This window comes from Megamonas rupellensis DSM 19944, assembly GCF_000378365.1.
Taxonomy (GTDB): domain Bacteria; phylum Bacillota; class Negativicutes; order Selenomonadales; family Selenomonadaceae; genus Megamonas; species Megamonas funiformis.
In genome coordinates, this window is record NZ_KB899587.1 from 1 (window position 1) to 23,276 (window position 23,276).

Below are 23,276 nucleotides of genomic sequence, written 5' to 3' on the forward strand. Positions count from 1 at the left end.
AAGCTCATCTTCAAGCGGAAGCATTTTCAGAGGCCTCCTTTAGTAAGTGTCTCATGCGATACTCTTACATTCATTCGGTATTAGCACCCCTTTCGAAGTGTTGTCCCCATCTTGAAGGTAGATTGCTTACGCGTTACTCACCCGTTCGCCACTTGGTGTTTACCGAAATAAACACCCCGTTCGACTTGCATGTGTTAAGCACGCCGCCAGCGTTCGTCCTGAGCCAGGATCAAACTCTCCAAAAAAATTATTTTTCGAAGAACCGATTGGCTCTTAATTATCTGTTTAAAAAGAATTTATTAGGTAATCTGCTATAAAAGCAGATACCGCACATTCGTTTATGTTAGAAAACATATTGTGCATTGTTTAGTTTTCAAAGAACATTTCTGTTTTCGCAACTCTCTCGAGCTGACTTTAAAAATTATATCTTATGTTTTTCGTTTTGTCAACAACTTTTTTCAAACTTTTTTATTTTGTTCGTTTTGCCGTTTTCAAAACTCTTTATTTTGTTTGTTGCTCATTAGCAACGTTGATTATTATATATCATATACATAAAACTTGTCAACAACTTTTTTAAACTTTTTTTATAAAAATATAAAAAAAGTTTAGAAACCCATATATATCAATATATTAAGGGTTAAAAACAATAAAAGAATAGCCACTTTTATAAGTTACTATCCTTTTATTTTTCTTCATTACTTTTACTTATATATACCTATATATTTCAATAAAGATAAAATCAAACCATCTTTTAACTCTACAGCTTGGTGTGGACATAATTCTTGACAACAATAACATCTTATACACTTTTGATAATCAATATTTACTTTTTTATCTATTATAATTATTGCTTTTGGTGGACAATGATGACTACATCTACCACAAGCGACACAATTTTTATTTATTACAGGTTTAGATGTTAACTGATTTTGCCCCAATTTTAAAATAAATTTTGGTACATATGTATCTTGCATAGATTTATATGTATGTGGCTTTGCGAAATGAAATTGCTCATCTTTTCCATCACCAACAACTTTTATATCTTTTAAACGAACAATTCTTTTTTCTTCAATACCAGCTGCAGCAATAGGCATTGCTTCTGCATCAAAACCCATCTTATCTGCCATAATTAAATCAGCAGCAAAACCGTCACTACTTGCGATAATGATTTTAGCATCTACAACATCACCACTCATAGGACCTTGACCTTCCATAGCTGTTATACCATCAATAATATTCAATGTCGGTTTTATTGTTTGATACAAATCTACCATCACATGGGCAAAATCTATATGTTTTTGCATTCTTAAATGAAATCTAGCTTTATCTGTACCTACTATACAGCCAAAAAGATTTTTAACAGCTCCTGTAACTCCCATAAAAACATGGGTTTTCATCTTTGCTACTGAAATGATTTTGTCAAAATCAGATAAACAATCTACCAACTCAAATTGTTTGATAAATCTACCTTCCATATAATTGTAGGCTTTACTTTGTTTAAAATATACAAATGGAACATTTTCTTCTTCACAAATTGTTAATATACCTGTTCTTTTTGCTGTAGATTTTAAATTGCTAATTCCTGGTGAATCGCCAACAGCTGGTAAAGCTCCCATATTTTTTACTGCTTTTATAACAGCTCTTACTACTTCTGGATGAGTTGTTACTGCTTTTTCAGGTGTTACATTCGTCAACATATTAGGTTTTATTAAGACTTTGTCACCTTTTTTTATAAAATTTTGCCAACCTCCAATTAAATTTACTGCGTCATTTACAGCCTTATCTACAATTTCGATATTATAATTATCAGCTTTTACTACTGATACTTTCATTACTTATAATTCCTTTCATTAATAAAAATGCCAAAACTCAATAAATAAGTCTTGGCATTTTCATATTATTTACCAGCAATAAAACTATCTGGTTTTTCTTGTGATAAACCATAATGATATAAAATAGCTTCAATAATTCGTTTAGAAGCTTTACCATCACCATATGGGTTACATGTATTTGCCATACGTTGATATTCATCATGATCAGTCAATAAATATTTTGTTTCTTCATATACTTTTTGACGTTCTGTACCAATTAATTTTACAGTACCTGCTTTAACTGCTTCAGGTCGTTCTGTTGTATCACGAAGAACTAATACAGGTTTTCCTAAAGATGGAGCTTCTTCTTGAATTCCGCCTGAATCAGTCAATACTAAAAATGCTCTATGCATTAAATTAGCAAATGGTTCATAATCTAATGGATCAATTAAATGTACAGCTTCGATATTGCCCAATTCTTCATTAACCACTTCACGAACTTTTGGATTTTTATGCACTGGGAATACAATTTCTACATCATCAAATTCATTGACTATATCTTTTAAAGCTTTATATACATGACGCATTGGTTCGCCTAAATTTTCACGACGATGAGTTGTTACCAAAATAATACGTTTATTTTCATAATCTATATTTGCTAATTTTTCATCATCAAATTTAAAATCATCTGTTACTGTCTTATGCAATGCATCAATAACTGTATTTCCTGTTACGAAAATTTTATCTTCTTTTGTTCCTTCAGCTTTTAAATTACCACTAGCTGTATCAGTAGGAGCAAAATGAAGATCTGCTATTGCACCTGTCAATTTGCGGTTCATTTCTTCTGGGAATGGTGAATATTTATTATATGTGCGCAAACCAGCTTCTACATGACCTACTGCTGTTTCATGATAATAAGCTGCTAATGCACCTGCAAAAGTAGTAGTTGTATCACCATGAACTAATACTATATCAGGTTTTTCTTTAGATAATACTTCATTTAAGCCATTCATAGCTTTAGTTGTAATATCAAACAAAGTTTGACCTTGTGCCATGATATTTAAATCGTAATCTGGCTTAATATTAAATAAATTCAAAACTTGGTCCAACATATCACGATGTTGAGCTGTTACTGCAACTATTGGTGTGATTAAATCAGGATATTTTTTCAATTCCAACACCACAGGTGCCATTTTAATTGCTTCTGGTCGTGTACCAAAAACTGTCATTACTTTAATTTTCTTCATATTTATACCTCATATATACAAAAAAGGCAGGTTTTCCCTGCCTTTTCTTTAATAACTAATGTGTTCCTGCATTATTTTTCATACTGAAAATACCTATTTTTTTAGCACCAAATAGGATTATTACAGCTACAAATACAACAATCATAACAGCTACACTAGTACTTACTTCAGTTAAGGCAATCGCCGCTAAACCTAAGAATGCACTGAAAACATACATTAAGAGTACAGCCTGTCTTTGGGAAAAGCCCATTGCCAATAAACGATGATGTAAATGTCCTTTATCTGGCTTAAATATAGGAACTCCTCCACGGTAACGACGTACAATCGCAAAAGTAGTATCTAATATTGGTAGTCCTAAAGCTAATATCGGTACAATAAGCGCTATAGTAGCAGCACTCTTTACAGCACCTATAACAGAGATAGCCGCAAACATATATCCTAAGAACATACTGCCTGTATCTCCCATGAAAATTCTTGCTGGATTAAAATTATAATGCAAAAATCCTAAAGATGCACCTGCTAAGGCTGCTGTTAAAAATACCACTGGTAAATCACCACTTTGCAAAGCTACTAAAAGTATAGTAACAGTCGCAATTGTTGATACCCCAGCTGCTAAACCATCTAAACCATCAATCAAATTAACTGTATTAGTAATTCCAACTATCCAAAAAATAGTAACTGGAATTGCTAAATATTCCAAAAAGATAAAATCACCAAATGGGTCTGTAATAAAATCAATTCTAATATCAAATGCCACTAAAATACATGCAGCCAAAATCTGTCCTAATAACTTCACTTTTGCAGGAAGACTAATGAAATCGTCTATTATACCTACAATTACAATGAAAGTTCCACCTAATAATAAACCTACAATCTCTTTGCTAAAATCAAGCATACTACAAACTGCTATCATGAAAGCCAAATAAATCGCAAGTCCTCCTAAACGAGGAATAGGTTTTTTATGAACTTTTCTTGGGTCTGGCTTATCCATGGCACCTGTTTTAACTGCAAATTTTATAACTAACGGTGTTAGGGCATATACAGCTATTAATGCTGTAATAAATGCTAAAAAATAACTAGGCATTACATTCGCACTCCTTTTCCATTAACACAGATTATAACTCACTAATAATTTGATTGTCAATAAATAATCGAGCCTATTTTGCTTATTTATCATTGTATTTCACTAGGAGCTACCTCAATAATGGAACCATCTGTTTCTAAATATACAACTTTTGCAATCATAGCATTTTTTAACATTCTACGACAAAGTAAGCAAGGTTTACCAGATGCTAATGTACCATCAGCATTATAACCTACTATATAAATAGTTGCTCCCTTCATCTTTACAGGGTCAGCTGCAATAACTGCATTTTGTTCAGCATGAACTGCTACACAAAGCTCATAACGCTGTCCTTTCGGAACATTATATTTTTCACGTTCGCAATTGCCTGTATCTATACAATTTACTTCGCCTCTTGGTGCACCATTATAACCAGTGGAAATAATGATTTTATCTTTTACAATAATTGCACCATATTTGCGTCTTAAACATGTGGAACGTTTGCCCACTGCTGTGGCAATATCTAAAAAATATGTGGTCCAATCAGGACGAACTTGTTTTGTCATTTATAAAAACCTCTTAAATAGTACCAAAAATTCTATCGCCAGCATCACCAATACCTGGAACAATATATCCATGTTCGTTCAAATGGTCATCTACACAAGCTGTGTAAACTGGAATGTCTGGATGTCTTTCATTAAATGCCTTTATACCTTCTGGAGCAGATAATAAACACATGAAAATCATGGATTTTGCTCCACGTTTTTTTAGCATTTCTACAGCTTCTATTGCTGAACCACCAGTAGCAAGCATAGGATCTACTACTAATAATAAACGTTCATCAATATCTTTTGGCATTTTACAAAAATATTCAACTGGCTCTAATGTTTTTTCATCACGATATAGACCAATATGGCCAATCTTAGCAGCTGGTATCAAATTAATAATACCATTAACCATGCCAAGACCTGCACGTAAAATAGGAACTACTGCCACTTTTTTTCCTGCTAATGTTTTTGCTACACATTTTGCCACAGGAGTTTCTATTTCTATATCTTTTGTTGGGAAATCTCTTGTTACTTCATAAGCCATTAACATAGAAATTTCATCTAATAATTGACGAAAATCTTTTGCGCCTGTTTCTTTTTTACGCATTAAAGTCAACTTATGTTGAATTAATGGATGTTTTATAATATTTACTTTTAAATCTGACATAATATCCTCTTATTTTTCTTATTCTTCATATAATGGGAATTTCTTACAAATAGCTTGAACTTTTGCTTTTGCTGCTTCAATAACAGCGCTATCTTCACGATTTTCGATAACATCAGCGATGATATCTGCTACTTCACGAATATCGTCTTCTTTTAATCCTCTAGTTGTAAGTGCTGGTGTTCCTAGGCGAATACCACTTGTTACAAATGGACTCAATGGTTCAAATGGAATTGTATTTCTATTTGCTGTGATACCTATTTCATCTAATAAGAATTGAGCTTCTTTTCCTGTGATATTTTTAGAGCGCAAATCTACAAGCATTAAATGATTATCTGTACCGCCTGATACAATTCTAAATCCTTTTTTCACAAGTTCATCTGCTAGGGCTTTTGCATTATCTAAAACTTGTTGTTGATAAACTTTAAATTCATCACTTAGCGCTTCTTTAAATGCTACTGCTTTTGCTGCTATTACATGCATCAATGGGCCACCTTGAATACCAGGGAAAATAGCTTTATTAAATTGTTTGCCAAATTCTGCATCACGACAGAGGATTAAACCACCTCGAGGTCCTCTAAGTGTTTTATGTGTAGTTGTTGTTACTACATCTGCATATGGCACTGGGCTTGGATGAAGTCCTGCTGCTACTAAACCTGCAATATGTGCCATATCTACCATGAAATATGCACCTACAGATTTTGCAATCTGTGCCATGCGTTCAAAATCGATAACTCTAGAATAAGCACTAGCTCCACCAACGATTAATTTTGGTTGATGTTCTTTTGCTAATCTTTCTAATTCATCATAATCAATGCGTTCAGTTTCTTTATCTACACCATAAGGAATAATTTTAAAATATTTACCAGAAATATTTACAGGGCTACCATGTGTTAAATGACCACCATCTGTAAGGTTCATACCTAAAATAGTATCTCCTGGCTGTAGCAAAGCAAAATATACTGCTGTATTTGCTTGTGCTCCGGAATGTGGTTGTACATTTGCATATTCTGCACCAAATAATTTTTTAGCACGGTCAATTGCTAATTGTTCTACAACATCAACATATTCACAACCGCCATAATAACGCTTACCTGGATAACCTTCTGCATATTTATTTGTAAGTACACTACCTTGTGCTTGCATAACAGCTTTACTTACAATATTTTCTGAAGCAATCATTTCCAATTTATCACGTTGACGAGAAAGTTCTTTGTTGATGGCTTCTTGTATTTCTGTATCAACAACATCTAAATTTTTCAATAAATCCATATAATTATTCCTCCACCTAAAGGGTTATTAATTATTTATAATAATTAATTTTAGAGATTGATTTTATTATTTTGCTTCTAAAGCCATGATTTTATTTACACGACGTTCATGACGACCGCCAGCAAATTCAGTTTTCATCCATGTACGCACGATTTCATCTGCAATTTCAAAACCAGTTGTACGTCCACCCATTGCCAAAACATTAGCATTATTATGTTCACGAGACATTTTTGCTGTATATGTTTCATGGCAAAGAGCAGCTCTAATACCTTTGATTTTGTTTGCAGCAATAGAAATACCAATACCTGTACCGCAAAGTACAATACCTCTATCAGCTTCGCCATTAGCTACTGGTGTACAAACTTTTTCAGCGACATCTGGATAATCTACAGATTCTGTGCCAAAAGTTCCTACATCTTCTACTTCTACTTCAGCAAATTCTTCTTTTAATACTCTTTTTACTTCTTCTTTTAAATCCACAGCACCGTGGTCACTACCAATAATTAATTTCATCTTAATCGACTGTATCCAGTCTTTCCCTCCTTATAGCTTTAATAGCTAAAGCTCAATTATTTCATACTATGATTATTTTATCATAATACAAAAGTTAATCAAAGGATTAAATGAAAATACTATTAAAGCCACTAGCCTTATGGAGTCTATTCATAATAGCAAGTCCTATGCCTTTATCTGTTGTACCTTGTGCTAAAATTATATCTACATCTTTATCATCAAAATAGCGCAAACCTTCATATATTTCACTAGCTATTTGCGCTAAATTTTCTTGGCTACCATAGGAAAAAGTATTTTGATGATTTAATTCATTAGCCACTTCATCACTTACAAGTAAGCCAACTTTTTTCCCTTCATTTTCATACTTATGCAAAATCTTTTTTATTGATGATGACATCTTTTCATTATCACCTTCAATTAAAATCATATCCACTTTAGGTGCATAATGTTTATATTTCATGCCCGGAGCTTTTGGTACTACATTAGCTCCAACAATAGCTTTATCAATTTTCACCACAGGGAAAATTTCTTCTAACATTTCTTTAGTAATAGCTCCTGGTCGTAAAATGATAGGAACATCTTCTGTACAATCTACAATTGTAGACTCTACACCAAATTGGCAAGCTCCCCCATCTAAAACCATATCTATTCTACTTTGTAAATCCTTATAAACAGCTTGTGCTGTTGTTGGACTTGGTCTACCTGAAATATTGGCACTTGGTGCTGCTATTGGTGTATCAGCATATTTAATCAAAGCTCTGGCTATATCATTATCTGGCATACGTACTGCTATAGTATCAAGACTACCAGTTACTGCTTTTGGTACGATATCGCTTTTCGGTAAAATAATCGTGATAGGGCCTGGACAAAAAGCAGTCATTATCTTTTTTGCCATTGGTGTTACTTCACTCACAATGCGACCTAACATTTTTTGGTCATTGATATGCAAAATTAAAGGATTATCTGATGGTCTTCCTTTAGCCAAATATATATTTTTTGCTGCTACTTCATTTAAACCATCTCCGCCTAATCCATATACTGTTTCTGTTGGAAATGCTACTAAACCACCATCTTTTATACATTGCCCAGCTCTTTTTAAAGCTTCATCATCTATTGAATTTATTTTTATTAATTCTGTTTCCATGCCAATACCACCCTGTCAATACCTGCATAATCCTTGATGATTTCTATATTTTGCCAACCATTATCTATTGCCATCTGTTTCACAGGTTCAGCTTGATAAATGCCTATTTCCACAGCCATAAAACCGCCATCTTTCAAATATTTCATGCCTTGAGCAAATAATCTTTGATAAAAACTCAACCCATCTTTATTATCTGTAAGTGCTGATAATGGTTCATAATCTTTAACATCAATTTCTAAAGTTGCTATATCCTTCTGCGGAATATATGGCGGATTAGATACAATCACGTCAAAAACTTTATCTTTTACTGGCTCAAATAAATCTCCTACAAAAAATTCACATCTATCATCTACTTGCAAATTCTGAGCATTTTCTTTAGCTACTGCTATAGCATTTGCAGAAATATCCACTGTAAAACCTTTTGCTTTAGGCAAATTTTTGAGCAAAGATAAAATAATTGCTCCACTACCTGTGCCAATATCTACAATATCATAACTTTGTTTATCACCAAAATTTTCATTTACTTTAGCTATAGTATTTTCTACTAAAATTTCAGTATCAGGTCTAGGTATCAAAGTATCTTTTGTAACTTTAAAATCAAGTCCCATAAATTCTCTTTGACCTAAAATATAAGCTACAGGTATATGGCGAGCTCTTTTTGCTACATATTCACGAAATTTTGCCAATTCTTTTGCTTCCATAGGCTCATCAAAATGCACATACAAATAAATTCGCTTCTGTCCCAAAACATGAGACAGAAGCACTTCAGCATCAAGACGAGCAGACTCTATACCCTTTGATTTAAAATAATTAATTGTCCAATTCAACAAAGAATTTATAGTCCATACATCTCTTGATTTTTCCATATTATTTTACCTGTTTTAATCTTTCAGTTTGATCAGCAGTTATAAGTGCATTGATGATTTCATCAATTTCACCATTTAAAACAAAATCTAATTTATGAAGTGTAAGTCCAATGCGATGGTCTGTTACACGACCTTGAGGGAAGTTATATGTGCGGATACGCTCACTTCTATCGCCTGAACCTACTTGAGATTTTCTATCTGCTGCGATTTCATTATTTTGTGCTTGTTGGGCTTGTTCTTGTACTTTTGCACGAAGTACTCTCATCGCTTTTTCTTTATTTTTAAGCTGAGATTTTTCATCTTGACATTGTACTACAATACCAGTTGGAATATGAGTAATACGTACAGCTGTTTCTGTTCTGTTTACATACTGACCACCAGCACCACTAGCACAATAAGTATCAATACGCAATTCATTTGCTTTAATATCTACTTCTACATCTTCAACTTCTGGTAAAACTGCTACTGTAACAGCTGAAGTATGCACACGTCCAGAAGATTCAGTCTGCGGTACACGCTGTACACGATGAGTACCACTTTCATATTTTAATTTACTGTAAGCACCATAACCATTGATACAGAAAGATACTTCTTTAAATCCGCCAAGTTCTGTAGGATTTGCATCAAGCATTTCAACTTTCCAGCCCTGCATTTCTGCATAACGAGAATACATTCTGAATAAATCACCAGCAAAAAGAGCAGCCTCTTCGCCACCTACACCACCACGGATTTCCATGATAACATTTTTACTATCATTTGGGTCTTTTGGCAATAATAAAATAGGAAACTCGCCTTCTAATACTTCTTTACGTGCAGATAATTCTTTTACTTCATCTTCAAGCATATGTCTCATATCATCATCTATATCTTCATCAAACATAGCTTTATCTTCATCTATTGTTCCACATATTTTTTTGTATTCACGGAATTTATCCACAAGTTCAGTAAGTGCAGCATGTTCTTGATTATATTTTTGCCATTTTGGCATATCTGCAATAATATCTGGGTCACTAATCAAAGATTCCAATTCTAAATACTTATCTTCAACTGCTTGTAACTTATCTAACAATGCCTTTCCACCTCATTAATTTTATTCAACTAAAAGATTAGCGGTAGGCTAATAAAAACCTTCCGCTAATTTTAATTTACACATTTATTTATTTCTATAATAAAATACTATATCAAATACTAGCATTTACTTTCAAATCATTTAAATCTTGTTTATCTATAGTATCATCATTTTTAGTTTCTACTTTTGCTGTTTCTTCTACTTCAATAGCAGCCTTTAGAGATTTTACAGCAACTTCTATCATTGAATCGTCAGGTTCTCTAGTTGTTAAATACTGTAACCATAAGCCTGGCAAAGAAATAGCATGTACTATTTTATTTTTAGAACGACCAGCAAAACGAATTAATTCATAAGATATACCTGCTACTACTGGTAATAATAAAACCCTAGAGATAATACGTTCCCAAAGGCTTGGCCAACCTAAGAAAGAAAACATAAAAATGCTGACAATCATAACAATTAATAAAAATGATGTTCCACAACGTGGATGTAATCGAGAAAATTTCTGTACATTTTCTGGTATCAATTCAACGCCAGCTTCATAAGCATGAATTGTTTTATGTTCAGCGCCATGATATTGAAATACTCTTTGAATATCTTTAGCTCTCGATATACCATATATATATAAGAAGAAAACAATCATGCGGACTAATCCTTCCCATAAATTCATAACCACATGACTATCCGTAGTAATCAAATTAACAGAAGCTGTAGGAATTACTACAAATAATAAAATAGCTGCACACAAAGATATAGCCATAGTAATTGCAATATCTTTATTTGTAAGCTTATCTGCTTCTTCCTCTCCTGCCATCTGTGCTGAATAAGTTAAGGATTTAAGCCCCATAACTAATGACTCACCTAAGGATAATATGCCACGGAAAAATGGCTTTTTAAATATAGGATATTTTTCTGCTAGAGAATTTATTGGTTTTACATCAACTGTAATTACGCCAGAAGGTTCTCTTACTGCTGTTGCCACTTTTTTAGGTCCACGCATCATTACACCTTCAATTACAGCTTGTCCACCTACCATTAATTTTTCTGACACTTAAAATCCACCTACCTTATTTAATTATAAATCTATAATTAGTATTTATTTTTAAATATAAATGAAGCAGAGCATTTCTGCTCTGCTTAGCATTCGTATTTTTATTTTTTGCCATAACGTTTGTTGAATTTTTCAATACGTCCACCAGCTGCCATGTCGCGTTGACGACCAGTGAAGAATGGATGACATTTGGAGCAAACGTCTACACGTAATTCACCTTTAACAGAGCCAGTTTTAAAAGTATTGCCACAACCACAGATAACTGTAGTTTCTTTATAATCAGGATGGATTCCTTGTTTCATTCTGTCGCACCTCACTCTCTGACATTTACTGATTGATTATATCACAGACTTGACATACTTGCAAGCTTTAGTTATACGAACTACATTAGTTTACAATATTTTTTATCAACAATCAATAGTAATTGCAAATATCGTTGTAAATACTTATAATAAAATAAGTTAATTATAAAATCTGATATAATGTTTTTATTTGATAATAGAGAAGGGATAAGTTTTTTATGAAGAAAAATAATAATGATTTACAACATGTATGTAGTTTTTGTAAACGCAATATAACTATACGTTCCCAATATGATATGCCTATTTATGATCCTCAAACAGGTTTTGCTATCTGTAAAAATTGTATCAAAGATATTTATGGATATATTGTTGAACATGATAAACGTGATGAAAAATCTCAAAATCGCAAATTCGTAAATAGTCTTGATGATATCTTAGCTAAAAATAAACCTCATGTCATCAAAGAATTCTTAGATCAATATATCATCAATCAAGACCGCGCTAAAAAAATATTATCCGTTGCTGTATATAATCACTATAAACGCATGAAATATGGTTATACTCATGATAAACGCGATATGAATATCGAAAAATCCAATGTAATTATGCTTGGTCCTTCTGGTTGTGGTAAAACAGCTATGCTTCAGCATTTATCTAAACTCTTAGATATTCCATTTGCTGTAACTGATGCTTCTAGTCTCACAGAAGCAGGTTTTGTTGGTTCTGATGTTGAAGTTGCTGTAAGAAATCTTTACTATGCTGCCGACAAAAATATTGAAAAAGCTGAACATGGTATAATCTATCTTGATGAATTTGACAAAATTGCTCGTAAATCTGGTGCTAATAACTCTATCACAGCAGACCCTGGTCATGAAGGTGTACAACAAGGTCTTTTAAAAATGATGGAAGGTGGCGTTGTTGAATTCACAGCTCAAGGACAACGTAAACATCCAGAAGCACCTACTATTAAAGTAGATACTACTAATATATTATTCATTGTTGGCGGTGCGTTCGTTGGCATTGAAGAAATCATCGCCAAACGCTTAAAAACAGATAACAGTGGTATTGGTTTTGGAGCAAATGTTAAAACTAAAAATGATAAACCAGTATTTAATGATTTAATCCATAAAGTTCGCCCAGAAGATTTGATAAAATTCGGTATCATTCCAGAAATTATCGGTCGTTTACCTGTTATCTGCACACTTGAAGAACTCACTGAAGATGATTTATTAAAAATCTTAACTGAACCAAAAAATGCACCTGTGCGCCAATATCAAGAATTATTAGCTATGGATAAAGTAAAATTAGAATTTGAACATGATGCACTCTTAGCTGTAGCTAAAAAAGCTATCGAACGCAAAACTGGTGCTAGAAGTCTTCGTGGTATCTTAGAAGATGTTATGCTTGATATAATGTATGAAATTCCTCAATCTGATGAACCTAGAAAAGTTATTATCACCAAAGATTGTATTGAAAACCACACTCAACCTAAAATAGAGCCAATATCTACAGACGATGCACAAACAAAATCCGAATAAATTTATATAATAAAACCTCGTTAAAAGCTTTCTGATAACTTTTAACGAGGTTTTTCATTTTTATCTTACTTATTTATTATCTATTATTTTTTTAAAACAGAACCATCATAATATAATGTAGCAAAATAATCTTCAATTGTTTCTGCACGACGAATTAATTCTACAGAACCATCTTCATGTAATAACAATTCTGCACTACGCAATTTACCATTATAGTTGAAGCCCATTGCATGACCATGTGCACCTGTATCAAACATAACAATGCGATCACCAATATCAATCTTAGGTAATTTACGATCAATAGCAAATTTATCATTGTTTTCACATAAAGAACCAGTTACATCATATACATGATCACAAGGTTCATTTTCTTTACCAACAACAACGATATGATGATAAGAACCATAAAGAGCTGGACGCATTAAATTTGCCATACAAGAATCTAAGCCAATATAATTTTTATAAGTGTTTTTCTGATGCAATACAGTAGATACGAGATAACCATAAGGACCTGTTATTGCACGACCTGATTCATAAGCAATAGCAGTAGTAGTAAGACCTGCTGGCACTAAAATTTCATCATATAATTTATGCACGCCTTCTCCTAATGCTTCTAAATCTACAGCATTATCTTCAGGACGATAAGGAATACCAATACCGCCACCTAAATTGATGAATTCAAATTTGATACCTAATTTAGTTGCGATTTCAGCAGCTAAATCAAAAACAATTTTAGCATTTAATAATAAACCTTCAAGTCTAGTTTCATTAGAAATTACCATTGTATGGAGACCAAAACGTTTAACACCTTTATCCATAGCTATTTTATAAGCTTCAAGCATCTGTTCTTTAGTCAAACCATATTTAGCTTCTTCTGGTTTACCAATGATATCATTACCTTCAATTAAGTTACCAGGATTATATCTAAAAGACATAACTTGTGGCATACCAGCATTTTTCTCTAAATATTCAATATGTGTAATATCATCTAAATTGATAATAGCACCTAATTCAATAGCTTTTTGAAACTCATCTGCTGGAGTATCATTAGAAGTGAGCATTATTTTTTCACCATGAATACCTGACGCATCTGCAAGTAATAATTCTGGTAAAGAAGAACAATCTGCACCTGCTCCTTCTTCTTGCATAATCTGTAAAATACGAGGATTTGGTGTTGCTTTTACTGCAAAATATTCTCTAAATTCAGGAGCCCAATCAAAAGCCTTCTTAAAACGGCGAAGATTTGCTCGAATTGCTTTTTCGTCATAAATATGGAAAGGTGTAGGATATTCTTTTATAATTTCTTCTAATCTTTCTTGAGAAATAGGAAATTTTTTAATTGCCATTTATTTGCCTCCTGATTTTATATTTATTACATAATCTTTATATCTGTATTTTAAAATTGTTACATGTTAACAGATAATAAGCTGATTATAACATTTATTGAGAACTTTAGTCAATTTATAATTAGAATAAATCCACTAACTTAAAACATAATGAATAAAAAAATATACATGTATACATGATGGATATATATAAAAAAAATTTACAATTTGTAGTATAATCATAAGAGTTCCCAGTTAACAGTGTTATTAATCAAATAAATTTTGTCTTTTATATTTAGGAGGAATTTACATATGAGTTTTAGTATGGTTGCATCTCATAGTACAGGAAAAGTTTTGAAAGATGTTATTTTTGGTGCAAGTGCTGCTTGCAATGAAGCTATTCAAAAATATGGAGCAGACAAAGTAACTAATGGTACAATTGGTGCTATTATGGACGACGAAGGCAAACTTATTTGCATTCCTACAGTAGAAAAAGTTCTTCGCTCCTTACCTACAAATGAACTTGCTGCTTATGCTCCTATCATTGGTCTTCCTGCATATCTTGAAGCTGTAAAAAATCTTACATTTGCTGATAATAAACCAGACGGATACCTTGAAGCTGTTGCTACTGCTGGTGGTACTGGTGCTATACATAATACCATTTGGAATTATTCTGAAATTGGCGATAGCGTTTTAACTTCTGATTGGTATTGGGGTACTTATAACGTTTTATGTCAAGAAGCTGGCCGTAAATTAGAAACATATGAACTTTTTGATGAAAATATGAACTATAATATCGAAAGTTTCACAGATAAAGTAAATACTCTTTTAGCTGACCAAGACTCCTTACTTATCATCATCAATACTCCTGCACATAATCCAACAGGATATAGCCTATCTGAAGAAGATTGGGATAAAGTTCTTGATGTTTGTAAAGAACATGCTAAAGGTGGCAATAAAAAAATCACTTTACTTGTAGATATCGCTTACATCGACTATGCTGGTGAAAAAAATGAATGTCGCAAATTCATGAGAAAATTCTCCAATCTTCCTGAAAATATCTTCACTATTTTCGCTTTCAGTATGTCTAAAGGCTATACACTTTATGGTCAACGTACTGGTGCTATGGTTGGTCTTTCTTCTAGCAAAGAACTCACTACTGAATTTTTAAATGTCTGCAAATATACAAGCCGTGCTACATGGTCTAATATCAACCGTGGCGCTATGGCTACACTTGCTGCTATCGATCAAGATAAAACTTTACTTGCTCAATTTGAAGCAGAACGCGATGCTATTTATCAGACTATTAAACAACGTGGTGCAATCTTCATGGAAGAAGCAAAAGCTTGCGGTCTTAAAGCATTACCTTATAAAGCAGGTTTCTTCTTATCCATTCCATCTAGCGATCCTGCTGCTGTTTGCGATAAATTACATGACGATTTAATCTTCGCTGTACCATTAAAACGCGGTGTAAGAATTGCAGTTTGCTCTATCTCTGCTGAAAAAATGCATGGTATTGCTCAAAAAACATTAAATGCTTTAAACTTTGTTGAAGGTAAATAATAAAATTTTCACTTCTAATTAAATATAAAAATATAAACAAAAAAGGTAAGTTGCTTTATTAATTATATTAAGTAACTTACCTTTTTTATTGCATATATATTTTTATTTTATTATTAGCTATTTTTTCTGTGAAGGATTAATATGTTCTCTACCATATCTATTCCAACTAATATTATTTTCTTGTCTACCAATCATAGGAACGTCTTGTGTACCACCTATTTGCTCTACATCAAGAAAAAATTCTGTACCGCTTACAATTACATGATATCTTTTTTGTTTCATTATCAATTACTCCTTTATCTCTATCAGCCACCAAACATAGCAAGCATAGTACCTGCAGCCACTGCTGTACCAATTACCCCTGCAACATTTGGACCCATAGCATGCATTAATAAATAGTTACTAGGATTTGCTTTTTGACCTTCAATTTGAGATACACGAGCTGCCATTGGCACAGCGGATACACCTGCTGAGCCAATAAGTGGATTAATTTTGCCACCACTTAATTTACACATTACTTTACCAAATAATACACCAGCTGCTGTACCGCCAGCAAATGCAACTAAACCTAAGAAAATAATTTCTACAGTCTGTAAGCGCAAGAATTTATCAGCAGACATTGTAAGACCTGTACCTAATGCTAAGAAAATAGTAACTATATTACAAAGTGCATTTTGAGATGTATCAGATAATCTATCTGTAACACCAGATTCACGGAATAAATTACCAAGCATCAACATACCAATTAAGGAAGCGATAGGTGGTAATAATAAGCTTATAATGATTGTAGCCATAATAGGGAATACAATACGTTCAAATCTAGTAACTTCTCTTAACTGACCCATTTTAATAGCACGTTCTTCTTTAGTTGTAAATAAACGCATAATAGGTGGTTGAATAAGTGGTACTAAGGACATATATGAATATGCCGCTACTGCTATTGCACCTAATAAATCTGGAGCCAATTTTGTTGCTAAGTAAATAGCTGTAGGACCATCAGCGCCACCAATAATACCAATGGAAGCTGCTTCTTGAACATTAAAGCCAAGTAACATTGCTCCACCTAAAGCCACAAATACACCAAATTGTGCAGCAGCCCCTAACATCAATGTATTAGGATTAGCAATAAGCGGTCCAAAATCGGTCATTGCACCTACACCTAAAAAGATAAGTGGTGGAAAAATTTCCATCTGAATACCTTGACCAATAGCCCACATAACACCTTCATGGAAACCATTGTTTGGAAAATTTGCTAATACACAGCCAAATGCAATTGGTGTTAAAAGCAAAGGTTCATAACCTTTACCAATTGCTAAATATAATAAAATAAGTCCAACTACTATCATAGTAATATTTCCCATGTTCAAGGCTACATATCCACTATCTGTCCAAACAGATTGAATTGCCACTAAAAAAGCATCCATATTATAATGCCTCCCATTCTTTTATATACTTTCTTTATAGCTCTATGATTATATTGCATAATACTATAATTTTCTTATTGATTTTATTTCAAAATCTTTACATCCATAAGCCATTAAAGAAGTAACTATTATTGCTGCTAAAGTTTTATCTGCCATATCATCTTTAGGGACTTGAACCTGCTCAACTGGCTTTGCCTCTTCTTTTTTAGGTTCAGCTTTTCTTATTCTTGTAGGGTCAATAACATGTATTAGCCTAATAAATAAGCCTAGAATGTACAATACTACAAATACTATTGTCATATTAATAACCATAATTAATACAGGATTTGGTGCGTCCATATTTATTCCACCCTTCTGAAATTATATATATTACTAATTCTTTATAAAAATTTTAAATCCTTCTAAGGCGAAAAAATTTTCAAAATTTTTTTTAATTTATTGAAAAACAATTACATTATTTTTGGTTTTCTATTACATCTTGTTATACATAAAAAAAAGAGATACCCTTCGATATCTCTTATATACGCTCACGAATTTTATGCAAAGTTGCTTGCAAATTCTTTGCTAAAAGTGATTCTAAATCTTTTAACTCTGAACAATCATATTCATATGTTACCTCTGGTATACGATGCAAACGTGCTTCACCAAAAAATTCATCTCTAAAAACATTATAATAAATAATAAAATTACTTTCTTTACTAAAATCACAATAATCAATGATAATATATGAACCATTTATTATCTTCACAGGCTCTTTAGGATTGATAAATAATTTAAAACCATCTATTTCTTTTGGTAATTTATCAATATATTCCCAATCCATAATAGCCTTATCTTCAATAATAGAACTTATATGATCTCTATTAAAATGAGAAATATCTCCTAATAGATTATCAAATCGCTCTTTTAGAATTACCTCCAGTTTATCAAGACTTTCAGAAATATACTCTATCGCACAAAATTCTGTAAGACCAATAGTTACTAATAGCTTATATTCTTTTGTTTCTTCATGATAATAAATCGTTGTTTTTCGTTTTAAATCATCATTTTCATAACTATAAATTAAAAACGTGTCAGCCACTTCTTGCATCAATATTTTTAATTTAAAATTGTTTTTCTCAGGTGGTAAAGATTGCAAATAAGTCCAGACCGAAACTTCAGCCTGGACTTTTTCTAATTGTTCTTTTTTCATTAAAAATTATTTACCAGTACGACCACGTTTTGTCATAGGTACGTTATCATGGCAAAGTGGGCATTCTTCTGGTTTATAAGTTGTAACATCAAGATGTAAAAGTGCATGAGCAGGAACATCTTCAAATGTAGCTTTACCACCGCTTCTATCTACAAGAAGACCTACACCTACTGGAATAGCACCTTCAGCTTTTACTACATCAATAACTTCTCTTACAGAACCACCAGTTGTAACGATATCTTCAACGATAGCAACTCTTTCGCCTGGTTTTAAGCTAAAACCACGACGGAAAGTCATTTTACCATCAACACGTTCTGTGAAAATAGCTCTTGTACCAAGTGCTTTACCAACTTCATGAGCAAGTAAAATACCGCCAGTCATAGGGCCTACTACAGTATCAATATTTTTATCAGCAAAATATTCAGCAAGTGCTTTACAAAGCTGTTCTGTGTATTTTGGTTGCTGTAACACATTGAATTTTTCTACATACATTGGGCTATGAAGTCCAGAAGTTAAAAGGAAATGACCTTCCATAATAGCATTAGTTTTTATTAATAATTCTTTTACTTCTTGTTCAGTCATGATTAAGCATTCTCCATTTCTTTTAATATATTTTCAGCAGCTTCTACTGGATTTTGAGCTGCTCTTATTGGTCTGCCTACAACAAGATGAGTAGCACCATCTGCTAAAGCTTTAGCTGGAGTTGCAATTCTGCTTTGGTCATCAATAGAAGCACCAGCAGGACGCACACCTGGTGTTATGATAAGGAAATCTTCGCCACAAGCTTCACGAATGAATTTTGCTTCTTGTGGTGATGCTACCACACCATCAAGTCCAGCTTCTTTAGTGAGTTTTGCTAAGCGAATTACCTGATCTTTTATAGAAACAGTTTGACCAAGACCTTCCCAATCAGCTTCATTGATACTTGTTAAGATTGTTACAGCAATGATTTTTGGTGCTTCAATACCCATTTTTTTAGCTTCAGCACGCACTGTATCTGCTGCTGTTTTCATCATAGTGTATCCACCTGAAGCATGAACATTCATAATGTCTACACCTTGATATAAAAGTGAACATAATCCTTGTGCTACTGTGTTTGGAATATCATGCAATTTTAAATCTAAAAAGATTTTTTTATTGCGTTTTTTCAATTCTTCAATAATAGATGAACCTACTCTATAGAATAATTCCATTCCTACTTTATAGAAAACAACACTATCGCCTAATTTGTCAACTAAAGCGAGCGCATCTTCTTTTGTATGGAAATCAAGAGCAACGATTAATTTATCTTTTACCATAAAAATACCTCGTTATCATTTAATTGAATTTACTACAATTATCCAACAATATAAATTCGACATTGCAATGTGTATTTTTACAAATATACGCCGATAAGAAATCCTATCGGCGTATAAATTTTACGTTAAATTATGCTAGTTCATCGCCACGACCAATATAATCTTGAAGTGCTAAAGAATATACTAAACGACGTTCACGAATGAAGCTCAATACACGCAATACTTCCCAAGCAGTATCTAAAGATGTAAGACATGCAATACCATGTTCTACAGTAGCACGGCGAATTCTGAAACCATCTTTAGCGAATTTCTGACCTGGAGTTTGTGTAGTAATAACCATATTAATACCGCCAGCTTTAATCATTTTAATGATATCGCTGCTACGATCACTGCCTACATTTTGTCCACGTTCATGAACTTTATATACGATAGAAGATTCTACGCCTACTTCTTTTAATGCTTTAGCTGTACCTTCTGTAGCTGCAATTTTGAAACCAAGTTCAGCAAAAGCTCTACCTAATTGTTTCATTTCTTCTTTGTCTTTATTAGCTACAGTGAAGAGAATTGTTCCTTCATGAGGAATATTCATACCTGCACCTGTGATAGCTTTATATAAAGCACGTGCATAATGGTAGTCAATACCCATTACTTCACCTGTGGATTTCATTTCAGGCCCAAGGGAAATATCTACATCTTGCATCTTAGCAAAGGAGAATACAGGAGCTTTTAAAGCTACATATGGTTTTGGTTCTACAAGACCAGATTTTAAACCAAGGTCTGTAAGTTTTTCACCTAATGCTGCACGAGTAGCAAGTTCTACCATATTGATATCTGTAACTTTACTTAAGAATGGTACAGTACGGCTAGAACGAGGATTTACTTCGATTACATATACATTATCATTTACTACAACGTATTGGATATTTAATAAACCTTTAACATTAAGATTTAAACCAAGACGTTTTGTATAGTCAATGATAGTGAAGATTACTTTAGAAGATAAAGTCTGTGGAGGATATACCGCAATACTATCTCCAGAGTGAACACCAGCACGTTCGATATGTTCCATGATACCTGGAATTACTACTGTTTCACCATCAGCAATAGCATCAACTTCTACTTCTGTACCTTGCATATAATGGTCGATGAGTACAGGATGATCTGGTGTAACTTTTACAGCACGGTTCATATAATCGCGTAATTCATCTTCATTATATACGATTTCCATTGCACGACCACCAAGTACGTAAGATGGACGAACCATAGAAGGATATCCGATTTTTTCAGCTGCTTTTACTGCATCTTCAACATTTGTTACGCTAGCACCTTGAGGTCTTGCGATATTAGTCTGTTCTAATACTTCATCAAAACGTTCACGGTCTTCAGCACGGTCGATATCATCAACAGATGTACCGAATACTTTTACGCCAGCAGCTTTTAAAGATGCTGCAAGGTTGATTGCAGTCTGACCACCGAACTGAACAATAACACCTTCTGGCTGTTCTTTATCAATGATATTTAAAACATCTTCTGTTGTAAGTGGTTCAAAATAGAGTCTATCGGAAATATCAAAGTCTGTACTTACTGTTTCTGGGTTATTGTTGATGATGATTGCTTCAATACCCATTTTGCGAAGTGCCCATACAGAATGAACAGAACAATAGTCGAATTCTACACCCTGACCAATGCGGATTGGACCAGAACCTAAAACGATTACTTTACGTTTGTTTGTAGTCTGTACTTCATCTTCTTGAGCATGGAATGTAGAGTAATAATATGGTGTAGCAGCTTCAAATTCAGCAGCACAAGTATCAACCATTTTATAGCAAGGTAAAAGATTAATATCTTTTCTCATGTTGCGAACTTCATTCATTTCTTTGCCTACAATTTCAGCAATAGAACGGTCTGCTAAACCATAGCGTTTTGCACGACGTAAGTTTTCTTCTGTTAAGCCGTCTTTTGCAAGTGCAATTTCTGTATCTGTGATATTTTTAATTCTACGTAAGAACCATTTATCAATTTTTGTAACTGCATTGATTTCATCAATATCACAAATGCCACGACGTAATACTTCAGCGATAACGAATAAACGTTCATCATTGATGCGAGATAAATGATTTTTAAGTTCTTCATCGCTCCAAGTATCAATTTTATCAATGTGTAAGCGATTTACACCGATTTCAAGAGAACGTACTGCTTTTAATAATGCGCCTTCAAAGCAACGGTCGATAGACATAACTTCACCTGTTGCTTTCATCTGTGTACCAAGAGTGCGGTCAGCATATACGAATTTATCGAATGGCCAACGAGGGAATTTAACTACGCAATAGTCTAAGGAAGGTTCAAAGCAAGCTTTTGTTTTCTTAGTTACTGCATTTGTGATTTCATCTAAAGTATAACCGATAGCAATTTTAGCGGAAACTTTAGCAATTGGATAACCAGTAGCTTTAGAAGCGAGCGCACTAGAACGGCTAACACGTGGGTTAACTTCGATTACATAATATTGATTGGATTTTGTATCTAATGCGAACTGTGCATTACATCCACCTTCGATACCGAGTTCACGAATAATACGTAAAGATGCACTACGAAGCATTTGATATTCATGGTCAGTAAGTGTCTGAGATGGAGCAACTACGATACTATCACCTGTATGCACACCAACTGGGTCAAGGTTTTCCATGTTGCAGACTACGATACAGTTATCGTTGGAGTCACGCATAACTTCGTATTCTACTTCTTTCCAACCAGCAACACTACGTTCGATAAGTACTTGACCTATCATACTGTATTTTAAACCGCGAATAACGATTTCAATTAATTCTTCTTCATTTTCTGCAATACCGCCGCCAGTACCACCAAGAGTATATGCTGGACGTACGATGATAGGATAACCAATCTGATTTGCAAAATCTACAGCAGAAGCTACATCATCAACGATTGTACTTTCTGGAATTGGTTCACCTAATTTTTGCATAGTTTCTTTGAAAAGCTCACGGTCTTCAGCGCGTTCAATAGCTTCCAAAGAAGTACCTAATAATTCAACATTATATTTTTCTAAAAGACCTGCTTCAGATAATTTTACAGCAAGGTTAAGACCAGCCTGACCACCTAATGTTGCAAGTAAACCATCTGGACGTTCTTTTGCTAAAATTTCATCTAAAAATTCAACTGTAAGAGGTTCTATATATACACGGTCAGCGATATCTTTATCTGTCATAATTGTAGCAGGGTTACTGTTTACAAGTACAACTTCAAGTCCTTCTTCTTTTAATGCACGGCAAGCCTGTGTACCTGCATAGTCAAATTCAGCAGCCTGACCAATGATAATAGGACCAGAACCGATAACCATTACTTTTTTTAGATTTTGTTTTTTTGGCACTTAA

General features: G+C 33.4%; 22 protein-coding genes and 1 rRNA gene. 2 read left to right on the forward strand and 21 right to left on the reverse strand.

Translation table 11 applies throughout. The annotated features are described in order from the left end of the window. The 13 genes from F553_RS0108275 to rpmE form a co-directional block, all read right to left on the reverse strand. Nucleotides 1–245: ribosomal RNA gene (locus tag F553_RS0108275) — 16S ribosomal RNA — on the reverse strand; the annotation flags it as partial. A 456-nt stretch (nucleotides 246–701) separates the two neighbouring features. Next, nucleotides 702–1,832, reverse strand: coding sequence for a DUF362 domain-containing protein (locus F553_RS0108280; RefSeq protein ID WP_018999740.1), 1,131 nt, complete (start codon nucleotides 1,830–1,832; stop codon nucleotides 702–704). A gap of 65 nt (nucleotides 1,833–1,897) precedes the next feature. Continuing rightward, nucleotides 1,898–3,058: a non-hydrolyzing UDP-N-acetylglucosamine 2-epimerase gene (gene wecB / locus F553_RS0108285; RefSeq protein WP_018999741.1), complete on the reverse strand. Its 1,161-nt coding sequence runs from the start codon at nucleotides 3,056–3,058 to the stop codon at nucleotides 1,898–1,900. Nucleotides 3,059–3,113: 55 nt separating this feature from the next. Beyond that, nucleotides 3,114–4,142 carry a glycosyltransferase family 4 protein gene (locus tag F553_RS0108290; protein ID WP_018999742.1) on the reverse strand — a complete coding sequence of 343 codons (1,029 nt, stop codon included), beginning with the start codon at nucleotides 4,140–4,142 and terminating at the stop codon, nucleotides 3,114–3,116. An 89-nt stretch (nucleotides 4,143–4,231) separates the two neighbouring features. Continuing rightward, complete coding sequence (locus F553_RS0108295; protein ID WP_008540012.1) at nucleotides 4,232–4,687, reverse strand: deoxycytidylate deaminase; 456 nt, start codon at nucleotides 4,685–4,687, stop codon at nucleotides 4,232–4,234. A gap of 13 nt (nucleotides 4,688–4,700) precedes the next feature. Beyond that, the gene (gene upp / locus F553_RS0108300) at nucleotides 4,701–5,336 is read right to left on the reverse strand and encodes a uracil phosphoribosyltransferase (protein ID WP_008540011.1); all 636 of its coding nucleotides are present in this window, start codon (nucleotides 5,334–5,336) and stop codon (nucleotides 4,701–4,703) included. Between the two features lie 18 nt (nucleotides 5,337–5,354). Further along, on the reverse strand, nucleotides 5,355–6,605 hold the full coding sequence (gene glyA, locus F553_RS0108305; RefSeq protein ID WP_018999743.1) for a serine hydroxymethyltransferase: 1,251 nt from the start codon (nucleotides 6,603–6,605) through the stop codon (nucleotides 5,355–5,357). Between the two features lie 66 nt (nucleotides 6,606–6,671). Then, nucleotides 6,672–7,118 carry a ribose 5-phosphate isomerase B gene (rpiB, locus tag F553_RS0108310; RefSeq protein ID WP_018999744.1) on the reverse strand — a complete coding sequence of 149 codons (447 nt, stop codon included), beginning with the start codon at nucleotides 7,116–7,118 and terminating at the stop codon, nucleotides 6,672–6,674. 106 nt (nucleotides 7,119–7,224) lie between these two features. Continuing rightward, nucleotides 7,225–8,262, reverse strand: coding sequence for an L-threonylcarbamoyladenylate synthase (locus F553_RS0108315; protein ID WP_018999745.1), 1,038 nt, complete (start codon nucleotides 8,260–8,262; stop codon nucleotides 7,225–7,227). Continuing rightward, complete coding sequence (gene prmC, locus F553_RS0108320; protein WP_018999746.1) at nucleotides 8,247–9,128, reverse strand: peptide chain release factor N(5)-glutamine methyltransferase; 882 nt, start codon at nucleotides 9,126–9,128, stop codon at nucleotides 8,247–8,249. The genes F553_RS0108315 and prmC overlap by 16 nt, the downstream gene beginning before the upstream one ends. A gap of 1 nt (nucleotide 9,129) precedes the next feature. Further along, nucleotides 9,130–10,197, reverse strand: a complete 1,068-nt coding sequence (gene prfA / locus F553_RS0108325) for a peptide chain release factor 1 (protein ID WP_018999747.1) — start codon at nucleotides 10,195–10,197, stop codon at nucleotides 9,130–9,132. A gap of 112 nt (nucleotides 10,198–10,309) precedes the next feature. After that, nucleotides 10,310–11,248, reverse strand: a complete 939-nt coding sequence (locus F553_RS0108330) for a DUF1385 domain-containing protein (protein WP_018999748.1) — start codon at nucleotides 11,246–11,248, stop codon at nucleotides 10,310–10,312. A 101-nt stretch (nucleotides 11,249–11,349) separates the two neighbouring features. Then, entirely contained in the window at nucleotides 11,350–11,550 is a 201-nt protein-coding gene (rpmE, locus tag F553_RS0108335) for a 50S ribosomal protein L31 (RefSeq protein WP_008539999.1), read from the reverse strand. Between the two features lie 218 nt (nucleotides 11,551–11,768). Here rpmE and clpX point away from each other — a divergent pair, with 218 nt between their 5' ends. Then, the gene (gene clpX / locus F553_RS0108340) at nucleotides 11,769–13,088 is read left to right on the forward strand and encodes an ATP-dependent Clp protease ATP-binding subunit ClpX (RefSeq protein ID WP_018999749.1); all 1,320 of its coding nucleotides are present in this window, start codon (nucleotides 11,769–11,771) and stop codon (nucleotides 13,086–13,088) included. Between the two features lie 83 nt (nucleotides 13,089–13,171). Here clpX and lysA read toward each other — a convergent pair whose 3' ends face one another. Then, on the reverse strand, nucleotides 13,172–14,434 hold the full coding sequence (gene lysA / locus F553_RS0108345; protein WP_008539991.1) for a diaminopimelate decarboxylase: 1,263 nt from the start codon (nucleotides 14,432–14,434) through the stop codon (nucleotides 13,172–13,174). A 291-nt stretch (nucleotides 14,435–14,725) separates the two neighbouring features. Between lysA and F553_RS0108350 the strand changes: the two genes are divergently transcribed. After that, the gene (locus F553_RS0108350; protein WP_018999750.1) at nucleotides 14,726–15,976 is read left to right on the forward strand and encodes a pyridoxal phosphate-dependent aminotransferase; all 1,251 of its coding nucleotides are present in this window, start codon (nucleotides 14,726–14,728) and stop codon (nucleotides 15,974–15,976) included. Between the two features lie 117 nt (nucleotides 15,977–16,093). Here the strand turns inward: F553_RS0108350 and F553_RS12590 are convergent, their stop codons facing one another. From F553_RS12590 to carB, 7 genes are all read right to left on the reverse strand, one after another. Continuing rightward, the gene (locus F553_RS12590; protein WP_008539989.1) at nucleotides 16,094–16,258 is read right to left on the reverse strand and encodes a hypothetical protein; all 165 of its coding nucleotides are present in this window, start codon (nucleotides 16,256–16,258) and stop codon (nucleotides 16,094–16,096) included. Nucleotides 16,259–16,281: 23 nt separating this feature from the next. After that, the gene (locus tag F553_RS0108360; RefSeq protein ID WP_018999751.1) at nucleotides 16,282–17,400 is read right to left on the reverse strand and encodes a sodium ion-translocating decarboxylase subunit beta; all 1,119 of its coding nucleotides are present in this window, start codon (nucleotides 17,398–17,400) and stop codon (nucleotides 16,282–16,284) included. A 63-nt stretch (nucleotides 17,401–17,463) separates the two neighbouring features. After that, nucleotides 17,464–17,739 carry an OadG family protein gene (locus F553_RS0108365; protein WP_018999752.1) on the reverse strand — a complete coding sequence of 92 codons (276 nt, stop codon included), beginning with the start codon at nucleotides 17,737–17,739 and terminating at the stop codon, nucleotides 17,464–17,466. A 178-nt stretch (nucleotides 17,740–17,917) separates the two neighbouring features. Further along, complete coding sequence (locus tag F553_RS0108370) at nucleotides 17,918–18,592, reverse strand: hypothetical protein (RefSeq protein WP_018999753.1); 675 nt, start codon at nucleotides 18,590–18,592, stop codon at nucleotides 17,918–17,920. Nucleotides 18,593–18,598: 6 nt separating this feature from the next. Beyond that, on the reverse strand, nucleotides 18,599–19,174 hold the full coding sequence (gene pyrE / locus F553_RS0108375) for an orotate phosphoribosyltransferase (protein ID WP_008539985.1): 576 nt from the start codon (nucleotides 19,172–19,174) through the stop codon (nucleotides 18,599–18,601). 2 nt (nucleotides 19,175–19,176) lie between these two features. Continuing rightward, complete coding sequence (gene pyrF, locus F553_RS0108380; RefSeq protein WP_018999754.1) at nucleotides 19,177–19,890, reverse strand: orotidine-5'-phosphate decarboxylase; 714 nt, start codon at nucleotides 19,888–19,890, stop codon at nucleotides 19,177–19,179. 130 nt (nucleotides 19,891–20,020) lie between these two features. Continuing rightward, the gene (gene carB / locus F553_RS0108385) at nucleotides 20,021–23,272 is read right to left on the reverse strand and encodes a carbamoyl-phosphate synthase large subunit (protein WP_018999755.1); all 3,252 of its coding nucleotides are present in this window, start codon (nucleotides 23,270–23,272) and stop codon (nucleotides 20,021–20,023) included. Between the last annotated feature and the right edge of the window lie 4 nt (nucleotides 23,273–23,276).